The sequence below is a fragment of the Shewanella decolorationis S12 genome, assembly GCF_000485795.1.
Taxonomy (GTDB): domain Bacteria; phylum Pseudomonadota; class Gammaproteobacteria; order Enterobacterales; family Shewanellaceae; genus Shewanella; species Shewanella decolorationis.
The window spans coordinates 53,296-72,687 of record NZ_AXZL01000067.1 but is presented as its reverse complement, the minus strand read 5'-3'; the positions used below and the strand labels follow the sequence as shown (position 1 = coordinate 72,687).

Annotated in this window: 15 protein-coding genes; 12 read left to right on the top strand and 3 right to left on the bottom strand. The window is 44.2% G+C overall.

All coding sequences use genetic code 11. The features are described 5' to 3' along the window. Nucleotides 1-79 precede the first annotated feature (79 nt). Nucleotides 80-2,791, bottom strand: a complete 2,712-nt coding sequence (locus tag SHD_RS11515; RefSeq protein ID WP_039978190.1) for an acetate--CoA ligase family protein — start codon at nucleotides 2,789-2,791, stop codon at nucleotides 80-82. Between the two features lie 274 nt (nucleotides 2,792-3,065). Here SHD_RS11515 and SHD_RS22390 point away from each other — a divergent pair, with 274 nt between their 5' ends. The 10 genes from SHD_RS22390 to SHD_RS11465 are packed head-to-tail and all read left to right on the top strand — an operon-like array spanning nucleotide 3,066 to nucleotide 13,708. Beyond that, the gene (locus tag SHD_RS22390; protein WP_023267270.1) at nucleotides 3,066-4,208 is read left to right on the top strand and encodes a methyl-accepting chemotaxis protein; all 1,143 of its coding nucleotides are present in this window, start codon (nucleotides 3,066-3,068) and stop codon (nucleotides 4,206-4,208) included. A 14-nt stretch (nucleotides 4,209-4,222) separates the two neighbouring features. Then, nucleotides 4,223-4,507, top strand: a complete 285-nt coding sequence (locus tag SHD_RS11505; protein ID WP_023267269.1) for an STAS domain-containing protein — start codon at nucleotides 4,223-4,225, stop codon at nucleotides 4,505-4,507. A 7-nt stretch (nucleotides 4,508-4,514) separates the two neighbouring features. Further along, a complete protein-coding gene (locus SHD_RS11500; RefSeq protein WP_023267268.1) occupies nucleotides 4,515-6,191 on the top strand; it encodes a SpoIIE family protein phosphatase in 1,677 nt (558 codons plus the stop codon). 3 nt (nucleotides 6,192-6,194) lie between these two features. Continuing rightward, nucleotides 6,195-6,560 carry a response regulator gene (locus tag SHD_RS11495; RefSeq protein ID WP_023267267.1) on the top strand — a complete coding sequence of 122 codons (366 nt, stop codon included), beginning with the start codon at nucleotides 6,195-6,197 and terminating at the stop codon, nucleotides 6,558-6,560. Nucleotides 6,561-6,575: 15 nt separating this feature from the next. Continuing rightward, nucleotides 6,576-8,696, top strand: coding sequence for a chemotaxis protein CheA (locus tag SHD_RS11490; protein ID WP_023267266.1), 2,121 nt, complete (start codon nucleotides 6,576-6,578; stop codon nucleotides 8,694-8,696). Between the two features lie 14 nt (nucleotides 8,697-8,710). Then, nucleotides 8,711-9,223: a chemotaxis protein CheW gene (locus SHD_RS11485; protein WP_023267265.1), complete on the top strand. Its 513-nt coding sequence runs from the start codon at nucleotides 8,711-8,713 to the stop codon at nucleotides 9,221-9,223. A gap of 5 nt (nucleotides 9,224-9,228) precedes the next feature. Continuing rightward, nucleotides 9,229-11,193 carry a methyl-accepting chemotaxis protein gene (locus SHD_RS11480; protein WP_023267264.1) on the top strand — a complete coding sequence of 655 codons (1,965 nt, stop codon included), beginning with the start codon at nucleotides 9,229-9,231 and terminating at the stop codon, nucleotides 11,191-11,193. After that, the gene (locus SHD_RS11475) at nucleotides 11,194-12,045 is read left to right on the top strand and encodes a CheR family methyltransferase (protein ID WP_023267263.1); all 852 of its coding nucleotides are present in this window, start codon (nucleotides 11,194-11,196) and stop codon (nucleotides 12,043-12,045) included. It begins immediately after the preceding gene. Continuing rightward, entirely contained in the window at nucleotides 12,026-12,646 is a 621-nt protein-coding gene (cheD, locus tag SHD_RS11470) for a chemoreceptor glutamine deamidase CheD (RefSeq protein WP_023267262.1), read from the top strand. The genes SHD_RS11475 and cheD overlap by 20 nt, the downstream gene beginning before the upstream one ends. A 3-nt stretch (nucleotides 12,647-12,649) precedes the next feature. After that, nucleotides 12,650-13,708: a protein-glutamate methylesterase/protein-glutamine glutaminase gene (locus SHD_RS11465; protein ID WP_023267261.1), complete on the top strand. Its 1,059-nt coding sequence runs from the start codon at nucleotides 12,650-12,652 to the stop codon at nucleotides 13,706-13,708. Nucleotides 13,709-13,724: 16 nt separating this feature from the next. Here SHD_RS11465 and SHD_RS11460 read toward each other — a convergent pair whose 3' ends face one another. Beyond that, nucleotides 13,725-15,374 carry a diguanylate cyclase gene (locus SHD_RS11460; RefSeq protein WP_039978187.1) on the bottom strand — a complete coding sequence of 550 codons (1,650 nt, stop codon included), beginning with the start codon at nucleotides 15,372-15,374 and terminating at the stop codon, nucleotides 13,725-13,727. Between the two features lie 354 nt (nucleotides 15,375-15,728). Here SHD_RS11460 and SHD_RS11455 point away from each other — a divergent pair, with 354 nt between their 5' ends. After that, the gene (locus SHD_RS11455; protein WP_023267259.1) at nucleotides 15,729-16,886 is read left to right on the top strand and encodes a DUF1570 domain-containing protein; all 1,158 of its coding nucleotides are present in this window, start codon (nucleotides 15,729-15,731) and stop codon (nucleotides 16,884-16,886) included. 103 nt (nucleotides 16,887-16,989) lie between these two features. Continuing rightward, the gene (locus SHD_RS11450) at nucleotides 16,990-17,439 is read left to right on the top strand and encodes an SRPBCC family protein (RefSeq protein WP_039978185.1); all 450 of its coding nucleotides are present in this window, start codon (nucleotides 16,990-16,992) and stop codon (nucleotides 17,437-17,439) included. A 158-nt stretch (nucleotides 17,440-17,597) separates the two neighbouring features. Here the strand turns inward: SHD_RS11450 and SHD_RS11445 are convergent, their stop codons facing one another. Beyond that, complete coding sequence (locus SHD_RS11445) at nucleotides 17,598-19,190, bottom strand: ABC-F family ATPase (protein WP_039978183.1); 1,593 nt, start codon at nucleotides 19,188-19,190, stop codon at nucleotides 17,598-17,600. Nucleotides 19,191-19,392 lie beyond the last annotated feature (202 nt).

The following is a 19,392-nucleotide window of genomic DNA, read 5'->3' as shown; positions in this document are numbered from 1 at the left end:
AGCATGTGCTTGCCAGAACGAACAACACCAAATCTCGAAACGTCAACGCGCCCTAGGTTAACCTAATATATTAAGCCCATCAGGAATGGGTTGGGGTATCACTTTTCAAATCCATATGCATTTTGATCAAATGTTCTTCCATATCGAAGGTCACTTTAAAACCTAAGCTCTTGGCAAGGCTTGCCATATTGCGGTTTTCAAACATGGTAAAGCCGGTTAGCACAGGTGTGTCATTGGCTTGATAGTATTTAATCAATTTTTCGAGCAGTAATTTACCCAGCCCAATACCTTGGTGATCGCCCCGCACCGCCATGGCAAATTCGGCTTCAGTATTGTCGGGGTCGATGGAGGCCCTTACCGCACCTAGGGTTATGTCATCACCGTCCGGCCCTTTAGCTGTGGCGATAAACGCCATTTCGCGGGCGTAGTCGATTTGGGTCAGTACCGCCATTTCCTCGTGGGTCATCTTAGAGCGCACGCCAAAGTAGCGTTTGTACCTATCTTCATCGGAGAGGGAATTATCGAAGGCCAAATGCTTGGGCTCATCCTCGGGCAGGATGGGACGCAGCATGACCTTAAGGCCATTTTTAAGCTCGGCAAATTCCTCTAATTCTTTGGGATAGGGCATGATGGCAAGACGCGAGGTGTTATCGGTATTGGCATCGTGCAGACGGATATTCACATCAAGCAGGGTGATGTTTTCCCCCGCCGCTAGCACAGGGTTAAGATCTAACGATGCTATCTCTGGGCAGTCAATGACGATGTGGGAAATTTGCGTCAGCATTACGCACAGGGCGTTCATATCCAGCCCCAGCGGTAAATGCCTGTCCTTTAACTTATGGGTCTTTAAAGCTTGGATCACCATGTAGCGGGCCAGCGCCATATTGAGTGGGGGTAAAGCCACGGCCGCGTCCCTTGTGGGATCCCACTCAGAACCGCCTTCACCTAAACAGATGGCCGGACCAAAGACGGGATCGCTGATTACGGCGACCCGAATTTCCTGCGCGCCCGCGGTCAATGCCATCTTTTGCACTATCATGCCCTCGATAATCGCGTCGGGATTGGCCTGATGCACCCGCTGAGTAATCGCATTAGCGGCATGGCGAATATCTTCCGCCGAGGTGAGGTTAAGCATAACGCCGTGGACATCGGATTTATGCAAAATATTCGGTGATTGCACCTTGAGCGCGAGGGGATAACCCGCCTCATTCGCAATGGCAACGGCCTCATCGGCGTCTTTGACAAACCAAGTGTCGATAGTATTGAGGCCATAAGCGCGTAAAATCGGGCTGGCTTCGTGGGTTTCAAGTACCGCTTTGCCCTTTGCCTGCGCCGCTTGCAGCAGTTTTCGCGCCGTTTGGCTATCGGTTGGAATATTGTCGGGGATAGACTGCGGCACTTCCTGCAGCAGTTTTTGGTTACGGCGATATTCTACCATATGCATAAAGGCACCGACCGCACCTTCGGGGGTGCGATAGGTGGAGATGCCACCCTTGGTAAAGCGCTTGCGGGCCTGGTAGGCCGAGTCTTCACCGCTCCAGTTGGTGAGGATATTTAAGCGGTTTTTCTTCGGATGCGCGTGGATCACCTTAATTAAGGCATCGGCAATTTCGACACTTTCGCCAAGGGCTGAGGGCGAGTGCAGCACTAAGATTGCGTCTAATTCTTCACTATCCATCAGGATATTAAGTGCGCTGGCGTAACGGCTGGCGTTGGCATCGCCGATAATATCAACGGGATTTTGTTTCGACCAAGTACTGGGCAGCACGGCATCGAGTTTGGCGATGGTCTCTTGGGATAACTCCGCCAGTTTACCGCCGCGCAGAATAAGTTCATCGACGGCCAATACCGCAGGGCCGCCACCATTACTGATGATCCCTAATCGCTCGCCTTGCAATGGATTAGAGTGGGCGAGGCTTTCCACTGCGGCAAAAAGTTCAATCAAATCATTCACCCGCAGCATACCAGCGCGCCTAAAGGCGGCTTCGTACACGGCATCGTTACCGCCAATGCCACCCGTATGCAACTTGGCAGCACGTACTCCTTCGGCGCTGCGGCCTGATTTAATCACTAATATGGGCTTATTGCGGGAGGCGGCGCGGGCGGCGGAGAGGAAATGGCGTTTCTCATTGACCGAATCGATATACAACATGATGGCGCTAGTACGGCTATCGCGGCCGAGGAAATCGAGTAACTCATCGAAGTTAATATCGGTGGCATCGCCAAGGGAGATAAAGGATGAAAAGCCAATACCTTTGTTGTTTGCCCAATCCAGCACTGTGGTACAAATCGCCGCCGACTGCGACACAAAAGCAATTTTGCCGGGCAGGGCGCTGGCGTGGGCCAAGCTGGCATTGAGCCCTAACGGCGGCAATAAAATACCTAAACTGTTGGGACCAAGGATACGCATACCATAGCGTTTAGCGTGTTGCATGGCTAAGTCGAGCAGGCTGACACCTTCTTCATTCACCTCCTGCGCCATGCCGGATGCCATGATAATCGCCACTTTACAGCCGAATTGGGCCAGAGTTTCGACGATGGCGGGTACACGAGTGGCGCGGGTACAAATCACCGCTAAATCGGGCTTTATCGGTAAGGCTTCGATATTGGGATAGGCAAGTACCCCCATCACGGCACGGTATTTTGGCGTCACGGGCATGATGGGGCCAGAAAATCCGCTGGAGAGCAGGTTTTTCATCAGCACATTACCGGCGCGTTTCTCACTATTGGAGGCGCCAATAATGGCTACGGATGTGGGTTTAAATAAGGAGTGTAATGTACGTTGACTCATAAATGATCCCATCCCAGTCGAAGACATCGCCAGTGTAACCTAGGCTTATGTGACTGCCCAGTTTAGATTTGAGTAATCAGAAGTCAGTTTATTAGTAAATCATCAAGTTAACTGGGCTGGCTATCATACTTTTATGCCAAACTTAGCTTTGTGCGCATTAAATCAATGCTTTTTAGAACTATGTTCTAACAAAGATAAAAATTTCTTTATCTGTTTGAAAAGCCCTGAATATCAAACTACTTTTTAATCACAGAACAATTCTCGCGAGGAAAGTATGGAATTTAGGGATGGTGTTATTGCTTTATTAGCCGTTGCAGTTGGATACGCGATTGGTTTGATAACCTTCTGGGTTGTGAGTCCGATCCTATCCGTTGCAATCATGCTTTTGTGGCAAGTTTACCGAAATAGGCAAACTCAAAAGGCGTCAGTCTCTACTCAAACTTCGCAAGATAAAGCAATAAACCTCGATTGGCATACTCATATGCAGCTCTACCAAGAGGCCATTGCTACTGTTGATGAATGTGAAGCCAATATCAATAATGTTCTTACCGTTCAAAATGATGCTGTAACTTTGCTCGGAGATTCGTTTGATGGACTGGGTCGTTTAATGACGGAGCAAACAGGCTTTATTTCCGATCTTGTCAAAAGTACTGATGATGCAGAAATCTTTCACTCTGAACAAATGAAACAGTTCGCTAATAACACCTCGCAAACACTTGAGCGCTTTATCCAATCCACTATTGAAATGTCAGCTTCAACGATGGAACTACTTGAAAAAGTAAATCTTATCTATGAGTCAATGCCTCAAGCAATGAAGGCACTACAGGACATAGACCAAATCTCTTCACAGACAAATTTATTGGCATTGAATGCCGCAATTGAGGCTGCTCGTGCGGGGGAGGCGGGCAGAGGATTTGCAGTTGTTGCTGATGAAGTGCGCGCGCTTTCAAATCGAAGCGCGGGTTTTAGTGATGGTATACAAAAACAACTACGATCCATTCAATCGCAAATTGAGCAATTAACTCAGCATGTGAGTAAAGTCGCAGCGCAAGATATGAGTTATATTATTGATGCTAAAAAAGATATTGATACAGCGCTCAAACAAATCATCATTAAAGCAGAAAAGGACTCAAAGGTCATTGCACGGATAGATTCGTCAGCACATGAACTTGAAACTGCTATCTCAGATACAATAAGAGGTTTGCAGTTTAGCGATATCACTTCCCAAAGTCTCACCTATACCAATCAGTCATTGCATCATTTAAAAGATGCTCTCAAGCAAGTCACCACAATGTCACACGAAGAATTTGGCGTTGCAGGTGAAGCTGTGACTGAAAAAATAGGCCAGCGCCGTAATGAAAAACATAATCCTGTTTCAAGGAATGAAATAACGAGTGGTGAAATAGAACTCTTTTGAATGGATAGCAAGTTATGTCAAATATTCAGATTATAGTTTTACCAGAACGTTTTGATTTTTATTATCACAAAGCGTTTACGAGTGACTATCAGCATGTTTTAAGTCTTAAGGATATTAATCACATCATTCTCGACTTTAGCCGAGTGCTATACCTTGATAGTTCCGCACTTGGCATGATGGTGTTACTTCACCGCAAAGCACAAGAGCGGGGATTAACCACAGCGATAAAGGGCGCGCATGGCCAGGCGGAAGAAATTTTAAAAGTCGCCAACATGCAAAAAATTTATATAATTGAGTAGTATATCTATGTCAGGGCATTTAGCGATAAATCATTTTGTATTGGTAGTTGACAATGATGCTGTTGTTAGCCAATCCATTAGTGATTTTATTCATAGCAAAGGTTATAGCGTGATTGTCAGTGACAACCTTGAAGATGCTTTTTTTGAAATATCGCTGAATAAAATTGACTTAATTCTAGTGAATTATTTCCAACCTGATGGAACAGCGATTACGCTACTTGAACATCTAAAGTCTTTGAATAAAGAAATTCCAGTAATTGTTATTAATGATAAAAAAGATCCGCAAGCATTTTTAGGCTGTTTTGAAATGGGTGTACTAGATTTTGTTGTTAAACCCATTAATGTTGAGCTTTTTTGGTATAAGGCTGAATGTTTGTTAACTCGAGTTCAACTACAACAAAAAGTTAAACAACAAAGTAGTGAACTTGAGAAAATGCTCTATGAAAAGGCTAGGGAAGAGCAAATGGCTCGCCATATTTTTGAGCATTTGGTCAATATCGATAATAATCATTTCGATTTTATAAAAACTTTTTGTCAGGCAAGTGCTAATTTTAGCGGCGACATTCTATTAAACGGTGTTTCCCCTAATGGGAATTTATTTTTAATGCTTGCGGATTCTACCGGGCATGGTCTCAGCGCTGCCATGCCAATTATGCGCGTGGCGAGTACCTTTAGAGCAATGGTTTCAAAGGGATTTTCATTAGTTACCTTGATTTATGAACTCAATGAAAAAGTGTATCACGAGAATCCAGAAGATAGGTTTGTTGCTTGCATCATTCTTGAGGCGGATTTTTTTAGGAATAAATTATATGTCTGGAACGGGGGGATGCCCCCCGTTTACCTCCATTTAGAACATGAATTAAGTAATGATAAGGCATTCAACTCGACTAATATGGCATTAGGTATTCTTCCCCCGAATACTTTTGTTGCGGATATTTTCTCTATTGATTTACCAAATCATGGATATGCATGTTTATTTAGTGATGGGCTTATTGAACAGCATACATTAGAAGAGCAGCCATTTGGCATTGGTCGACTACAGTCTTTGTTTGACGAAAAATTAGGTGATTTAACACACTATCTAACCGATAGTTTTGAACAGTATTTTCAAGGCAAACACATAGCCGATGATATTACTGTTTGCACTCTTGATTTTGAACGTTTGTATCAATGGCATCAAACTCGGGATTTTAAAGAGTTAACTTCAAACCTGAATGGTGAGTTTAGTTGGGATATTAAAATATCAGGCGCGATGTTATTGAATGCTGATTATCTCAGTACCCTAAACCAATTCCTAAGTGTGTTTGGTTTTGCCACTAATTTTTGCCAAAGAGTGTTCACTGTAGTTGCCGAACTATTTAGTAATGCAATAGATCATGGAGTGCTAAAATTAGACTCTAGACTAAAGAATGATCCTGAAGGCTTTGAATTGTACCATAGTATAAGAGATGGCTATTCAGAGCGTCTTAGTGCGGATGATTGGGTAAAGGTGAGTATCACTTGGAATCATATGAGCGAGCTAGTTATTACTGTTGCGGATAGTGGTAAAGGTTTTACTGGCTTCAACAGAAGTATATCTGGTTATCCCGAGCTTTCGGGTCGAGGGCTATCATTGGTGAAAACCTTATGTAAACAGTATGAGTTAATTTCACCGGGTAATATCACTAGAGTAGTAATGGAATAGCGCATGAGTAAAAAAATATTAATTGTTGATGATTCGGCCGCCATTAGACAAATGGTAGAAGCGACGTTGAAATCGGCGAGTTATCAGGTCACTTTAGCGAAAGATGGTCGAGAAGCTCTCGATTTATGCGCAAGCCAGCGCTTTGACTTTATTTTGACCGACCAAAATATGCCGCGTATGGATGGATTAACTTTGATTAAATCCTTACGGGGAATGCCTGCTTTTATGAGAACGCCCATCATAATGTTAACTACTGAGGCGGGGGATGATATGAAAGCACAGGGTAAGGCGGTTGGCGCTACTGGGTGGATGGTTAAACCCTTTGACCCGCAAAAGTTACTAGCCATCACAGCCAAAGTGCTGGGTTAAGGTAATGGGGGCACTATGTCCATTAATATGGCTGAGTTCCACCAAGTGTTTTTTGAAGAAAGCCATGAGCATCTTGAAAACATGGAGCAGTTGCTGATTGCCTTAGACATTCAGTCCCCAGATCCTGAGGAATTAAATACCATCTTTCGCGCGGCGCACTCCATTAAAGGGGGGAGTGGTATTTTTGGGTTCACAGCTTTGACGAGTGTGACTCATGTGATGGAAAATTTGCTCGATAAAATCCGAAAAGGGACTTTTGAGTTATCTTCAGGGATCATTGACTTGCTTTTGAAGACGGTTGACACCTTGTCCCATATTCTTAGCCTTTACCGTCAGGAAGCGCCAATTGACTGGCAGCAGGTCGAATTTGCCAAAAATCAGCTCGTAGCTGCATTGAATGGAGAGTCTTTTTCGGCAGTAAGCCCTAAAGACTTGTCAACGCCTGTGATTCAAGCCATCACCACAAATTCAAATCAACTCGAAGAAGCGCGCACGAACCAAGCCCCAGAGGAGGATATGGGTTTTGGTTTTTTTGAAGAGGATGTTGAGCTCAGTCTTGCGGTTGAAAATCAAGATTTTGGCTTTTTCGATGAGGCTTATACCGCTAAAGAAATTGGTATTGACTCGCTTTCGCAAACCAATGTCAGGCCCGAACCCATTTCCACAGCAGCGGATGACAACGACTTAGGTTTTGGTTTTTTTGAATCTTTAACGCCTGATAGCATTGACAGTGAGCTTGATGCGATAGTCCAAGTGCAAACCGGTAAAACCCCGCCTGCGGCTGACTCCACTACCGCGCAGACGAATCATGTATCGGCATCAAAACTTCCACAATTTACTGGAAAGAATACTGAGAAGGTAAAAGCGGAAGCCTCAGTGCCAGTCAATCCTATCCAACCATTAATGCAAGAACCCGCGACTGCGACCAAACCAATTCATCTCCAAACGGTGGCAAAAAAATCAACAGCTACTAGCCAAGACGCTACATTAAGAGTCGAAACATCGAAAATCGATACATTAGTCAATCTAGCGGGTGAATTAGTCATTACGCAATCCATGCTAACTCTGATTGGTAACGAGTTAACTGGCGAGTTAGGCGAGAGACTCAAAGCCGCACTGATGGAACTAGAGCGAAATACCCGAGAGATGCAAGAGGCAGTGATGTCTGTCCGTATGCTGCCGGTTTCTTTTGTATTCAATAGGTTCCATCGTCTTGTGCGGGATTTATCGGAGCAGCTTGGCAAAAATGTCAATCTTGTGATTGAAGGTGGTAACACTGAAATTGATAAGGGCATGATTGAAAAGCTAGTCGACCCGCTCACCCATCTTGTGCGTAATAGCCTAGACCATGGAATTGAAAAACCAGAGGTCAGGCAGTCGTTAGGAAAACCTGAGGTGGCAGAGTTATCACTCAGAGCAAGCCAACGGGGGGGAAGCATTGTTATAGCCGTGCATGACGATGGGGCGGGCTTAGACCGCGAAAAAATCTTACAAAAAGCCCGTGAGAATAATATGCCCGTCGCTGACAACATCAGCGACAAGCAGATATGGCAATTAATTTTCACGGCAGGCTTTTCGACTGCTAAGGAAATTACCGATGTGTCTGGGCGTGGCGTCGGTATGGATGTGGTACGTAAAAATATAGAAGCATTAGGTGGCCGAATCGATATTGATTCCGTTGCTGGGCAGGGAGCGACGTTTGAAATCCAATTACCACTAACCTTAGCCATTGTGGATGGCATGAGTGTGAGTGTTGGTAATCAAATTTATATTTTGCCTCTAGTGCATATTATTGAGTCAATACAGCCACAACCTGAGCAGCTTAAGTTTTTGTCACAAGAGAGATTAATAAGGGTACGCGAGGAATATTTACCCTTATTGAACCTCTATCAATTAATGGAAATTGAAGCAAAGGCGAAGCGACCCGAAGAGGGCATAGTGGTGCTACTCGAAAGTAATAATAAGCGTTTTGGACTATGCGTCGATGCTTTGGTAGGTCAACAACAAGTCGTTATAAAAAGCCTAGAAAAACATTATCGTCGTATCCCCGGCGTCTCAGGTGCGACCATCATGGGAGATGGCAGCGTTGCTTTGATACTCGATGTCGAATCACTTTCACAACAAATTAAGAATTAACTGAGGACTATCTCATGGAAAGCCGCGCATCACTCTCCGCTAAATCCGAGTTAAGTGCCCATGATGAAGTAGAGTTTTTAAGTTTTGTTTTGGGCGAAGAGCATTATGCCTTGGACATCATGTCAGTAAAGGAAATCAGGGGCTATGAACCCGTGACAAAAATAGCTAACGCACCCAGTTTTATCAAAGGGGTACTTAATCTGCGTGGCGATATAGTCCCTATTGTGGATCTAAGGATGAAATTTAATGTCGGCACAGTCACTTATGATGAATTTACTATTGTCATCATGCTGAATGTCTGCGACCGAATCGTAGGCATTGTGGTCGATGCAGTCTCTGATGTGATTAAGCTGTCGAGTGAAGCCATTTTACCTGCACCGGAATTTGGTGCTGCCTTTGATAGTCGATATCTCAAAGGACTCGCCACCGTTGAAGAAAAAATGATTATTTTAGTCAATATTCAGGCGCTTATCAGCAGTGATGAGTTGGGGCTAATTGATACAAACAGTCTTTCAGATCAGGAGTAAACATTATGGGTATCCTTGATATTTTTGGTAATACCGAAGAGCGCCAACGTAGAGATGAAGAGCGCCAACGCTATTTCCAATTACTCGATAATAGCGGTAATAATTTTATGATTGCCGATAGCGACCGCAATATCATTTACGCAAATAAAGCCGTGCTGAGTATGTTGTCAGAGGCGGAGGCCGATATCCGTAAGCAGTTACCGCAATTCTCGGTTGCGAAGATCGTTGGGAGTAATATTGATATTTTCCATGTAAATCCTGCTCACCAGCGCAATATGCTTGAAAGACTTTCGCAGTCCCACACGGCGCAGATTAGCATTGGTAAACGCACCTTTAAATTGATACTTACACCTATTATTTCCCGTGAGAATAAACATTTAGGTACGGGTGTTGAATGGATTGACCGTACCGAAAGCATTGAAGCTGAGCGCGCAACGCAACGAATATTAGAGGCGCTGAACAATACCAGTACCAATGTGATGATCGCCGATGCGAGTCGCACGATCATTTATATGAACCGTTCGGTAGAAGCGATGCTACGTCGTTCCGAGAGTGAGATTCGCCAGGTGTTACCTCATTTTTCGGTGGATAAAATCGTCGGCAGTTCAATGGATATTTTTCACCGTAATCCCGCCCATCAGGCGAACTTACTCGATAAACTCGACCGCAAGTATGAATCACAAATTCAAGTCGCCAGTTGTCATTTTCGTTTAACTGCCAGTCCGATTATTTCTAAGTCGGGTGAACGCTTAGGTTCTGTGGTGGAATGGCTAGACCGAACAGAAGAAGTCCAAGTTGAGCAAGAAATTGCCCGAATTGTGGCCGCTGCCGCTGCAGGTGATTTTTCAAAACGCGTTGATAGTCAAGGTAAACAGGGCTTTTTCTTAATGCTTGCAAATAGCCTTAATTCCTTGATTGAAACCTCGGATCGTGGGCTTCAGGATGTCGCGCGTGTGCTTATGGCGATGGCAGATGGGGATCTGACGACCCGCATCTATAATGAGTATGAAGGGACCTTCAATGATTTGAAAAATTATTCAAATCAAACGGCTGAAAAATTGTCCTTCATGATAAGAGATATTCAAAAAGCGGCAGATACCATTAACACCGCATCTTCAGAAATCGCTCAGGGTAATGCCGATCTGTCTAGTCGAACAGAGGAACAAGCCTCTAGTCTGGAAGAGACGTCAGCCAGCATGGAAGAGCTAACCGGCACTGTTAAATTAAATGCGGATAATGCAAGCCAAGCAAATGCTTTAGCTTCTAAGGCGGCTGATGTTGCCGAAGACGGTGGTGAACTGATCCAGCAAGTGGTGCAAACCATGGCATCGATTAACGAATCGGCACGTAAGATTGCCGATATTATCGGTGTTATTGATGGTATCGCCTTCCAAACCAATATCTTAGCACTTAACGCTGCGGTAGAAGCGGCAAGGGCGGGTGAACAGGGGCGGGGTTTTGCTGTCGTCGCATCTGAAGTACGAAGCTTGGCTCAACGCTCTGCAAATGCCGCTAAGGATATCAAAGCCTTGATTTCTGACTCTGTTAGCAAAATTGAGAGTGGTAATAGCCTGGTTGGTAAATCAGGCGACACCATGAAGGAAATTGTCATTGCCATTAAACGTGTTAACGACATTATGGCAGAAATTGCCTCTGCATCGAATGAACAGGCAATCGGCATTGATGAGATAGGTAAAGCCGTCGTACAAATGGATGAAATGACGCAACAGAATGCTGCTCTTGTGGAGGAAGCCGCTGCGGCTGCAGAAAGTATGCAATCTCAAGCGCAGCAACTGGCTGATAGTGTATCGAATTTTAAAGTTGACGAAGAAAGCGATGCTGCACCCCGTGCCAGTGAGTTAAAAAAACTCACGGGTAAATCTTCAGCTTTAGCGCGGGTCTCCACAAAACCAAAGGCAATGGCGCCAAGGATAAGTAAGGCTGATCAAGATGAATGGGAAGATTTTTGATTGAGTGAACTTAGACCCTTAGGCAAGGAATACATTTTTACTTCGGCTCATTTCAATACCGTGAAATCGCTGCTTTATCAATTTGCAGGGATAAAGTTAGCCGAGAGTAAAGATGCCATGGTGTATAGCCGATTAGTTCGGCGGATCAGGGCTCTCAAATTACCGGGTTTCTCGGATTATTTTGACTACTTGCAAGCCAATGAAAGTGAGCATCAAGAGTTTATAAATGCGCTTACCACCAATCAAACGGCGTTTTTTCGTGAACCGCACCATTTTGAGGTGTTAAAACGCCATTTGCAGGCCCATCCGCAAACTAAACGAATTTGGTGTGCGGCGAGTAGTACAGGTGAAGAACCCTATTCAATTGCAATGGTGGTTGCAGAGCATTTTGGTCGATTTAATACGCCAATTGAGATTATTGCTTCTGATATTGACAGTGCTGTATTAAAAAAAGCGCAGTTGGGGATCTATCCCATAGAAAGAATAGAGACAGTAAGTGACGAGCGGAAAAAGATGTTTTTCCAGCGAGGTAAAGGGGCACAACTCGGTAATGTTCGCGTTGTACCCGAATTAAGGCAAATGTTGCAGTTTACGCGCATCAATTTAGTTGACAACTTTTGGTCAATAAAGACGCCGATCGATATTATTTTTTGTCGAAATGTAATGATTTATTTTGATAAAGCAACGCAAGAAAGCATTTTAAAACATATGATGCTTTCGCTTGCTGAGGATGGATTATATATCGCGGGACATTCTGAAAATTTTAATATGTTTCCGCAAATTATAACACCAGTGGGACAAACGACTTATAAAGCCGTAAAGGGAAGTGTGAGTGCAAAAACCGAATATTGAATATCCAGCTGCGGGCCCTAATCGGTATTTTGATCACTTGTTTGACTGTGAAGCGGTGAAAATTCTACCTGGTGAGTACTATGCTACGCGTGAAGACACCTTGATTGTTACCGTTTTGGGGTCATGTATTTCCGTTTGTCTTTATGATCTTGAACGGAAAATTGGTGGCATGAATCATTTTTTATTACCCAATGACAATGGCCATGGTACTGGTATTTTAACTGATTCAGCCCGTTATGGTGTTTATGCAATGGAGTTACTTATCAATGAGTTACTAAAGTTAGGTGCTCGACGACACTTTCTTGAAGCCAAAGTTTTCGGCGGTGGCAACATGTTATCAGGGTTAACCGTTCAGAATATTGGTGAACGTAATGCCGAATTTGTTCTTGAATATTTGCGGATGGAGCAAATTCCGGTTATCGCGGCGGACTTGCTCGATATTTATCCGCGGAAAGTCTACTTTTTTCCTGATTCTGGACTCGTTAAAGTAAGGAAAATTAAGACGATGCATAATAGCACTATCATGGACAGGGAAAGTGAATATCGCTTACGGATTAAAAATCTTCCTCGGGGAGGAGATGTTGAACTCTTTGGTGATTAAAAGATGACGATAAAGGTCTTAGTGGTCGACGATTCTGCGTTAATTCGCAGTTTATTGGGAAAGATGATTGAGTCTGATCCCGAGATGTCTTTGGTCGGTATGGCTGCGGATGCTTACATGGCCAAGGACATGGTGAATCAATTTCGCCCAGACGTGATCACCTTAGACATTGAAATGCCAAAAGTAGATGGGCTGACTTTTCTTGATCGATTAATGAAGGCAAGGCCAACTGCGGTGGTGATGATTTCAGCGCTCACCGAAGAAGGCGCAGATGCAACCTTCAATGCATTGGCTTTAGGCGCAGTAGATTTTATACCTAAACCTAAATTAGATTCGCCGCAGGGATTTAATGAATATCAGGATTTGATCCTCGAAAAGATCAAATCGGCAGCCAGAGCCAAATTGCTTAAAGCGCCGCAAATACCTGCCACTAATGCACCTAAATCGAGTATTAAACCCGCTCTAAGCCAGCGCACTGTCAATACCCAGTTGGTCGCGATTGGGGCTTCAACGGGGGGCACTGAGGCGATTTTATATCTTTTACAGCAATTACCTGCCGTGATGCCACCGATTGTAATCACCCAACATATGCCTGCGGGCTTTACGCGCACCTTTGCAGAGCGACTAAATAAGCTCACTCGCCTGAAGGTTAAGCAAGCGGAAGATGGGGAGAAGTTGTTACCCTGCAATGCCTATGTGGCGCCGGGGGATATGCATCTCGAAATCATTAAGGTTGGAGGTAGTTTTAAAGCAAAGCTTAGCCAAGGTGAAAAAATCAGTGGCCATAGGCCGTCAGTGGATGTGCTATTTAATTCGGTAGCCCAATATGCAGGGGCCAATGCCACAGCCGTTATTTTAACAGGGATGGGAAAGGATGGTGCCGATGGGATGGAAGCAATCGCAAAACATGGTGGCAAAACCTTTGCTCAGGGAGAACAAAGCTGTGTTGTGTTTGGCATGCCAAAAGAGGCTATTAAACGTGGCGTGGTTCACCAGGTGGTTGAACTGCCACAACTTGCAGACAAGCTATTGAATTACCTTGCCTCACTCAGTCGTGACTAAAACTAAGATGCTTCGCTTAGATCGACTCGCTATTTTTTATTAAGGTAGTAACAAGGCGGTTTCTGCCAGTTCGTTTAGCTTCATATAGATTTTTATCAGCTAGTAATAAACAGTCCTGAAACTCTTCACACTCTGTTGAAAATGCCAAGCCACCGCTTAACGTCACCTTAAACTCTGCGCCTTCTTCAACAAAAACAATATGGCTGAAACTTTCGCGGATCGCATTGAGTTTTGCAATGGCAAGTGGGGCGGGCATATCCGGTAACACCAGCATAAATTCTTCACCTCCATATCGCCCCATAAAATCCGTCGGACGTAGGGATTGTTGCAACAAATGTGCAAAGGCTAAGAGCACTTTATCGCCGCCGGAATGGCCGTAGGTATCGTTGACTTGTTTGAAGTGATCCAAATCCAGCATGGCAATACACACAGATTGATTAACGCGTTTGGCGAGATTAACACTACGGCGAGCCGCAACGAGAATTTGGGTGTGGTTGAGTAAGCCCGTTAAACTATCACGGCTCGCGGAACTTCGAATATCATGGCCTCGCTGGGCACGGGAAATTACCTGGGTCACAAACAAACTCGGTGCTGTTTGTTTAGAAATTAAATCATCAGAACCTGCTTGAATAATACTGACCTTGTTTTGCATCGTGTCATCCGAGCTCAATACTAAAATTGGGCTCGAAGTATATTTATCTAGCTGACGGATCATTTTCGCGAGTTCTAATCCATTTACCTCTGGCATATAGAGATCGAAAATAAACAAATCTGGCTCAAATTGCTCAAGTGTCGGTAAAACTTGTTCAGGTTTAGTCATCCCCCGTACCATCAGACCATGGCTTCGTAATAGGCTAGAAAAATAGTCCACCATAGATTGTTGATCATCCACTAAAAGTACTTTTAGTGGCGGTTTTTCGGACATTTTTAACCATTGATGAATTTTGCGTACTAATAACGTAGTTTCAGCTGGCTTGACAAAATATTCACTGATATTGGCGCGGATCGCTAATAAGCGCATATCAAAATCACCGCGGGAGGACAGTACAAATACACGAGTATTATGTTTCTCAAACTCAGTTGCGGCTTCAAATAAAGCTTCTTCGGTATAATCGGGCAAAATGAGATCTAACAATATTAAGTCAAATGGCGTTGAGTATTGCACCTTGAGAAAATCGGTAAAGTTCAAAAAATGCTGCACATTAAAACCAAATTCATGCAGTTGTTTAGTGATCATGGCCCCGACATTACTATCGTCTTCAATAATGGCGATACAGTATTCATGCCGTGCTTTTGAGGGTTTATAGGGACTTTGCTGCATATTGGCTTCGACTACGGGCGCAGCAGGTTGATACTGTAGATTATTTTGCAGTAACTGGTGGAAAAGCGTATCTAGGCCTTTGATCACATTTAGCGTGGGCGCAGGGGTGTCGAGAAGATTTTTTAATTGAAGCTCAAGCTTACCAACAATATCTTTGGTTTCAGTTAAACCAAAGGTTTCACAGGAGCCCTTCAAATTATGCACTTCACGGTACACTGCCGACAGCATATGGCCTTGCCAGTTTTTACGGAGTGAGATCCATAACGTAATGATTTGTTTCTTTTTATCTGGTAAAGCATGTAAGTACTGACGTTTTAATTGTTCTAAGGATTCTTCAAGACTCATAAAACCATCACCATGATAAGAGTTTCCAGAATAAACTGCTGCACCGCTGCTGCGTATGCAATACCCCTTAAGGATAAATTCACCCAATTCATTTAGTTGTATTTTGTTGGGTACCTTATGAGTGTAAACCAAGGGAGAAAAAATGCGGGCAAAACAAGTCTTTTATCGTGGATTATTTGTTTCGCGTTAGTGAGTATCATAGTGTTGCGTATTTTAAAATGTTGTAGCTTGTTGGCCGATCAAATAACTTATTGTTTCAAGGTATCTTTACATTCACTTTTTGGCGTAGTGAAGACAAAGTTCATGAATTAACTCGTTAGGTTTAACTAAATCAAATTGAAGAGAGTGGTGGCAATGGAAAGCCGCACAAAGCGTATTTTTGTAACGTTATTTTCAATGGCCATTATCGCTTTGTTAGTCGATTACTTTCACTACCAAGGCCGATGGAGTCGCATTGAGGCCAGCCAACTAGTGACTAACATTATGGAGCCCATTCACCATTACTGTTTAGCTAATCAATGGAACTGGTGTTCGACATCAAAAGAGTTACATTCCACTATGGGTCAAACAATACCTCAGATTGTGGAAAATGAGTCACATCAAATGGAGTATGGTGGATGTGATACCTTAGTTATAAAACAAGCGGAAGAGGCTCAGCAAAAAAGTAGAGGAATATATACTTGGGTTGATGAAAAAGGGCTGACACATTTCTCCGATAGTAGCCATGCAATGAAGGATAGTCAGCTGACACATTATACCGAGCCGCAATATAGTTTTGAATTGAAGATAGATTCATTGGCTACGACCCCTCCGCCATTTTTTCGAGATCGCCTCAGCGCAACGATTAAAGACATTGATAGTATTTACCGAAAATACTTACCCAAACGTCAGCTTCATCCAATCAAAGTCAACTTAATGCTGGCTGGAAACCTGTCTGCTTATAACAAATTAAAGGCTCGATATGCTTCTCAAGTAGGGGCAAGCCAAGGATTTTATTCCGGTCAACATAATCTGGCTGCCGTATGGCATCGTGAAGATTCCCAAGCATTTAGAACGGCGATCCATGAGAGTGTTCATGTGATGAATGCTGGACAATTTGGTGATACGCCTCACTGGTTAAATGAAGGACTTGCTGAGTACTTTGAATCTTCAGAATTCTTAGAAACCGTTGAGTTAAATACTCGCTATGAATCAATTATTAACAATAATACTCGGAACAAGTCGAATATGGTTTTTGTGGATGATGAGGCTCATTTATCGATGGGACTTGTTGAGCTACTTGCTTCAGAACAAGATTGGCAAGGACAGAAGCAAGATGCGCTCTATCAACATTCTCATAGCTTTGTTCGCTTCTTGTTTCACCATAAAAATGGCAAACAGTTGTTAAGAAAGTTATTTGAGCACCTTAGTGTGCAGCGTTGTGGAACTAAGAATGTTGACGAAATACTCGGTTCTTATCCAGGTGGGATCAATCAATTGAATAGAGATTGGCTGGGATGGAGGCAACGATAGATGGGCATTTTTACAATAGAAATTAGCCGTTCAACTATAATCTTGCTATGTGCTGGTGCTAAATACAGATAGTAATTTCAACGTCATTTTGAAGGATAGGGATATGTCGGATAACACTGGTACTGTGAAGTTACATAGAGTGCTGCGCGCGCCCGCGGCGTTAGTCTATAAGGCCTTTACCGATAAAGCGGCGTTAGAGCGTTGGTTACCGCCTTACGGCTTTGTGGGGACGATTTATGAGTTTGAATTGGCCGTTGGGGCGGGCTACAGCATGAGCTTTACCCAATTTGCGACGGGATACAGCCACTCCTTTAAGGTGGTTTATACCGAGCTTATCCCCAACAAATTGATTAGACATACTGACCAGTTTGATGATGAGAATCTGCCGGGTGTGATGCAGGTGACTATCGAATTAACCGAGGTTTCCTGCGGTACCAATTTGCAGATCATTCAGGAGGGGATTCCAGCCGTTATCCCTGAGGAGATGTGTTATTTAGGCTGGCAGGAATCATTACAACAATTAGCGGCTTTGGTGGAAGCGAAAACCGAGTAACGCAGTCAGTCACTGCGTATATGAAAGGGTGATACAAAAGGGTGGTATAAAAAAGACGCTAAGCTCGAGTCGAGTGAAGCGTCTTTTCTTTGAGTCTTTTGAAGTCCCTTTAGCAAAAGGACGTTTATCAAAAGTGCTTTTGCAAAAGCCGATGGCGATTAGGCACTGGCAAGGTTTGCTAGATACTCATCAAAAGTCCCCTGGAAATTCACCAATTTTCTATCCCGAATATCGATAATGCGGGTCGCTAACGAGGACACAAATTCGCGGTCGTGGCTGACGAAAATCAATGTGCCTTCAAAATCTTTGAGGGCATTATTTAAGGATTCAATCGCTTCCATATCCATATGGTTGGTCGGCTCGTCCATAATGATGACGTTGATATCTTGCATCATTAACTTGCCGAAAATTAAACGGTTTTTCTCACCACCTGAGCAGTTTTTGGCTTTTTTGTTGGCATCATCTTCGGTAAACAGCAAACGACCTAACATGGCACGTACCATCAAGTCGTTGTGTTTTGGCTGACGCCATTGGTCCATCCATTCAATAATAGTCAAATCATTATCAAAATCGCTGGTGCTGTCCTGTGGGCAGTAACCAATGGAAGCGTTTTCGGACCACTTAATCGTGCCTTGATTATGGATTAACTCATTGACTAAACAGCGTAATAGGGTGGTTTTACCCACACCGTTCTCGCCGATAATCGCCAGTTTTGCGCCGGCTTCGAGGATTAAATCGCCACCTTCGAATAGCAACTCACCGTCAAAACCGTGGGCCAAGTTTTCAAGGATCAGCGCCTGACGGTGCATTTTCTTACCCGGCGCGAAGCGAATCGATGGCGCGATACGGCTGGAGGATTTGACTTCATCCAGTTTAATTTTGTCCATGCGCTTGGCGCGTGAGCTAGCCAGTTTTGCCTTAGAAGCGTTAGCGCCAAAGCGGTTAACGAAGTCCTGCAGCTCTTCAATCTCGGCGCTCTTTTTGGCGTTGCTCGACAGTAATTGTTCGCGCTGCAAGGCCGATTGCTCGAGGAAGTATTCGTAGTTGCCAGGGTAAATCCGCAGCTCACCGTAATCGATATCCGCCATATGAGTACAGACAGCATTTAAGAAGTGCCTGTCGTGGGAAATAATGATCATGGTGCATTTGCGCTTATTCAGCTCAGTTTCGAGCCAACTGATGGTGTGAATATCCAAGTTGTTGGTGGGCTCGTCGAGCAGCAGAATATCTGGGTTCGCAAACAGTGCTTGGGCTAATAGCACGCGCAGTTTCCAACCGGGGGCGACCTGTGACATTGGGCCATAGTGGAAGGATTCTTCGATACCGGCTTCAATCAGAATTTCGCCCGCGCGGCTCTCGGCGCTGTAGCCGTCCATCTCGGCAAATTCACTCTCGAGATCGCCCACACGCATACCGTCTTCTTCGGTCATATCGGGTTTGGCATAAATCGCGTCACGCTCTTGCTTGATTTTCCACAGCTGGGTATCGCCCATGATCACTGCATCGATAACCGTGTATTGCTCGAAGGCGAATTGATCTTGGCTTAGGGTGCCCACCTTTAAACCCGGCGTGATCGACACGTTGCCCGAGGTCGGGGCGAGGGCGCCGCTTAAGATCTTCATGAACGTCGATTTGCCGCAGCCGTTTGCGCCAATCAAACCATAACGGTTGCCGTTGCCAAATTTTGCCGAGATATTTTCAAATAATGGCTCTGGGCCGAATTGCATGGTGATATTTGCGGTAGAGATCAAGGGTATGTCCTAGGAAAAAGTCGTTAATAACGGCTTAAAAAGCTGACAACCGCAAACAGTATTGCAATATCGAGCTAGTTATTGGCCAAATGATTTGGGCGCGGAGTATAGCGATTTCAGACTCAAGATGCGAGTTTCAAGCAAAAAGGTTCAAGGCAAAAATAAACCGAGCCACTCGGACTCGGTTATCATTCCTCTCGCC

What these genes read in the sequence shown, in the direction of transcription:
- SHD_RS11515 (WP_039978190.1), bottom strand. Translation starts at nt 2,791, where the DNA reads ATGAGTCAACGTACATTACACTCCTTATTTAAACCCACATCCGTAGCC.
- SHD_RS22390 (WP_023267270.1), top strand. Translation starts at nt 3,066, where the DNA reads ATGGAATTTAGGGATGGTGTTATTGCTTTATTAGCCGTTGCAGTTGGA.
- SHD_RS11505 (WP_023267269.1), top strand. Translation starts at nt 4,223, where the DNA reads ATGTCAAATATTCAGATTATAGTTTTACCAGAACGTTTTGATTTTTAT.
- SHD_RS11500 (WP_023267268.1), top strand. Translation starts at nt 4,515, where the DNA reads ATGTCAGGGCATTTAGCGATAAATCATTTTGTATTGGTAGTTGACAAT.
- SHD_RS11495 (WP_023267267.1), top strand. Translation starts at nt 6,195, where the DNA reads ATGAGTAAAAAAATATTAATTGTTGATGATTCGGCCGCCATTAGACAA.
- SHD_RS11490 (WP_023267266.1), top strand. Translation starts at nt 6,576, where the DNA reads ATGTCCATTAATATGGCTGAGTTCCACCAAGTGTTTTTTGAAGAAAGC.
- SHD_RS11485 (WP_023267265.1), top strand. Translation starts at nt 8,711, where the DNA reads ATGGAAAGCCGCGCATCACTCTCCGCTAAATCCGAGTTAAGTGCCCAT.
- SHD_RS11480 (WP_023267264.1), top strand. Translation starts at nt 9,229, where the DNA reads ATGGGTATCCTTGATATTTTTGGTAATACCGAAGAGCGCCAACGTAGA.
- SHD_RS11465 (WP_023267261.1), top strand. Translation starts at nt 12,650, where the DNA reads ATGACGATAAAGGTCTTAGTGGTCGACGATTCTGCGTTAATTCGCAGT.
- SHD_RS11460 (WP_039978187.1), bottom strand. Translation starts at nt 15,374, where the DNA reads ATGAGTCTTGAAGAATCCTTAGAACAATTAAAACGTCAGTACTTACAT.
- SHD_RS11455 (WP_023267259.1), top strand. Translation starts at nt 15,729, where the DNA reads ATGGAAAGCCGCACAAAGCGTATTTTTGTAACGTTATTTTCAATGGCC.
- SHD_RS11450 (WP_039978185.1), top strand. Translation starts at nt 16,990, where the DNA reads ATGTCGGATAACACTGGTACTGTGAAGTTACATAGAGTGCTGCGCGCG.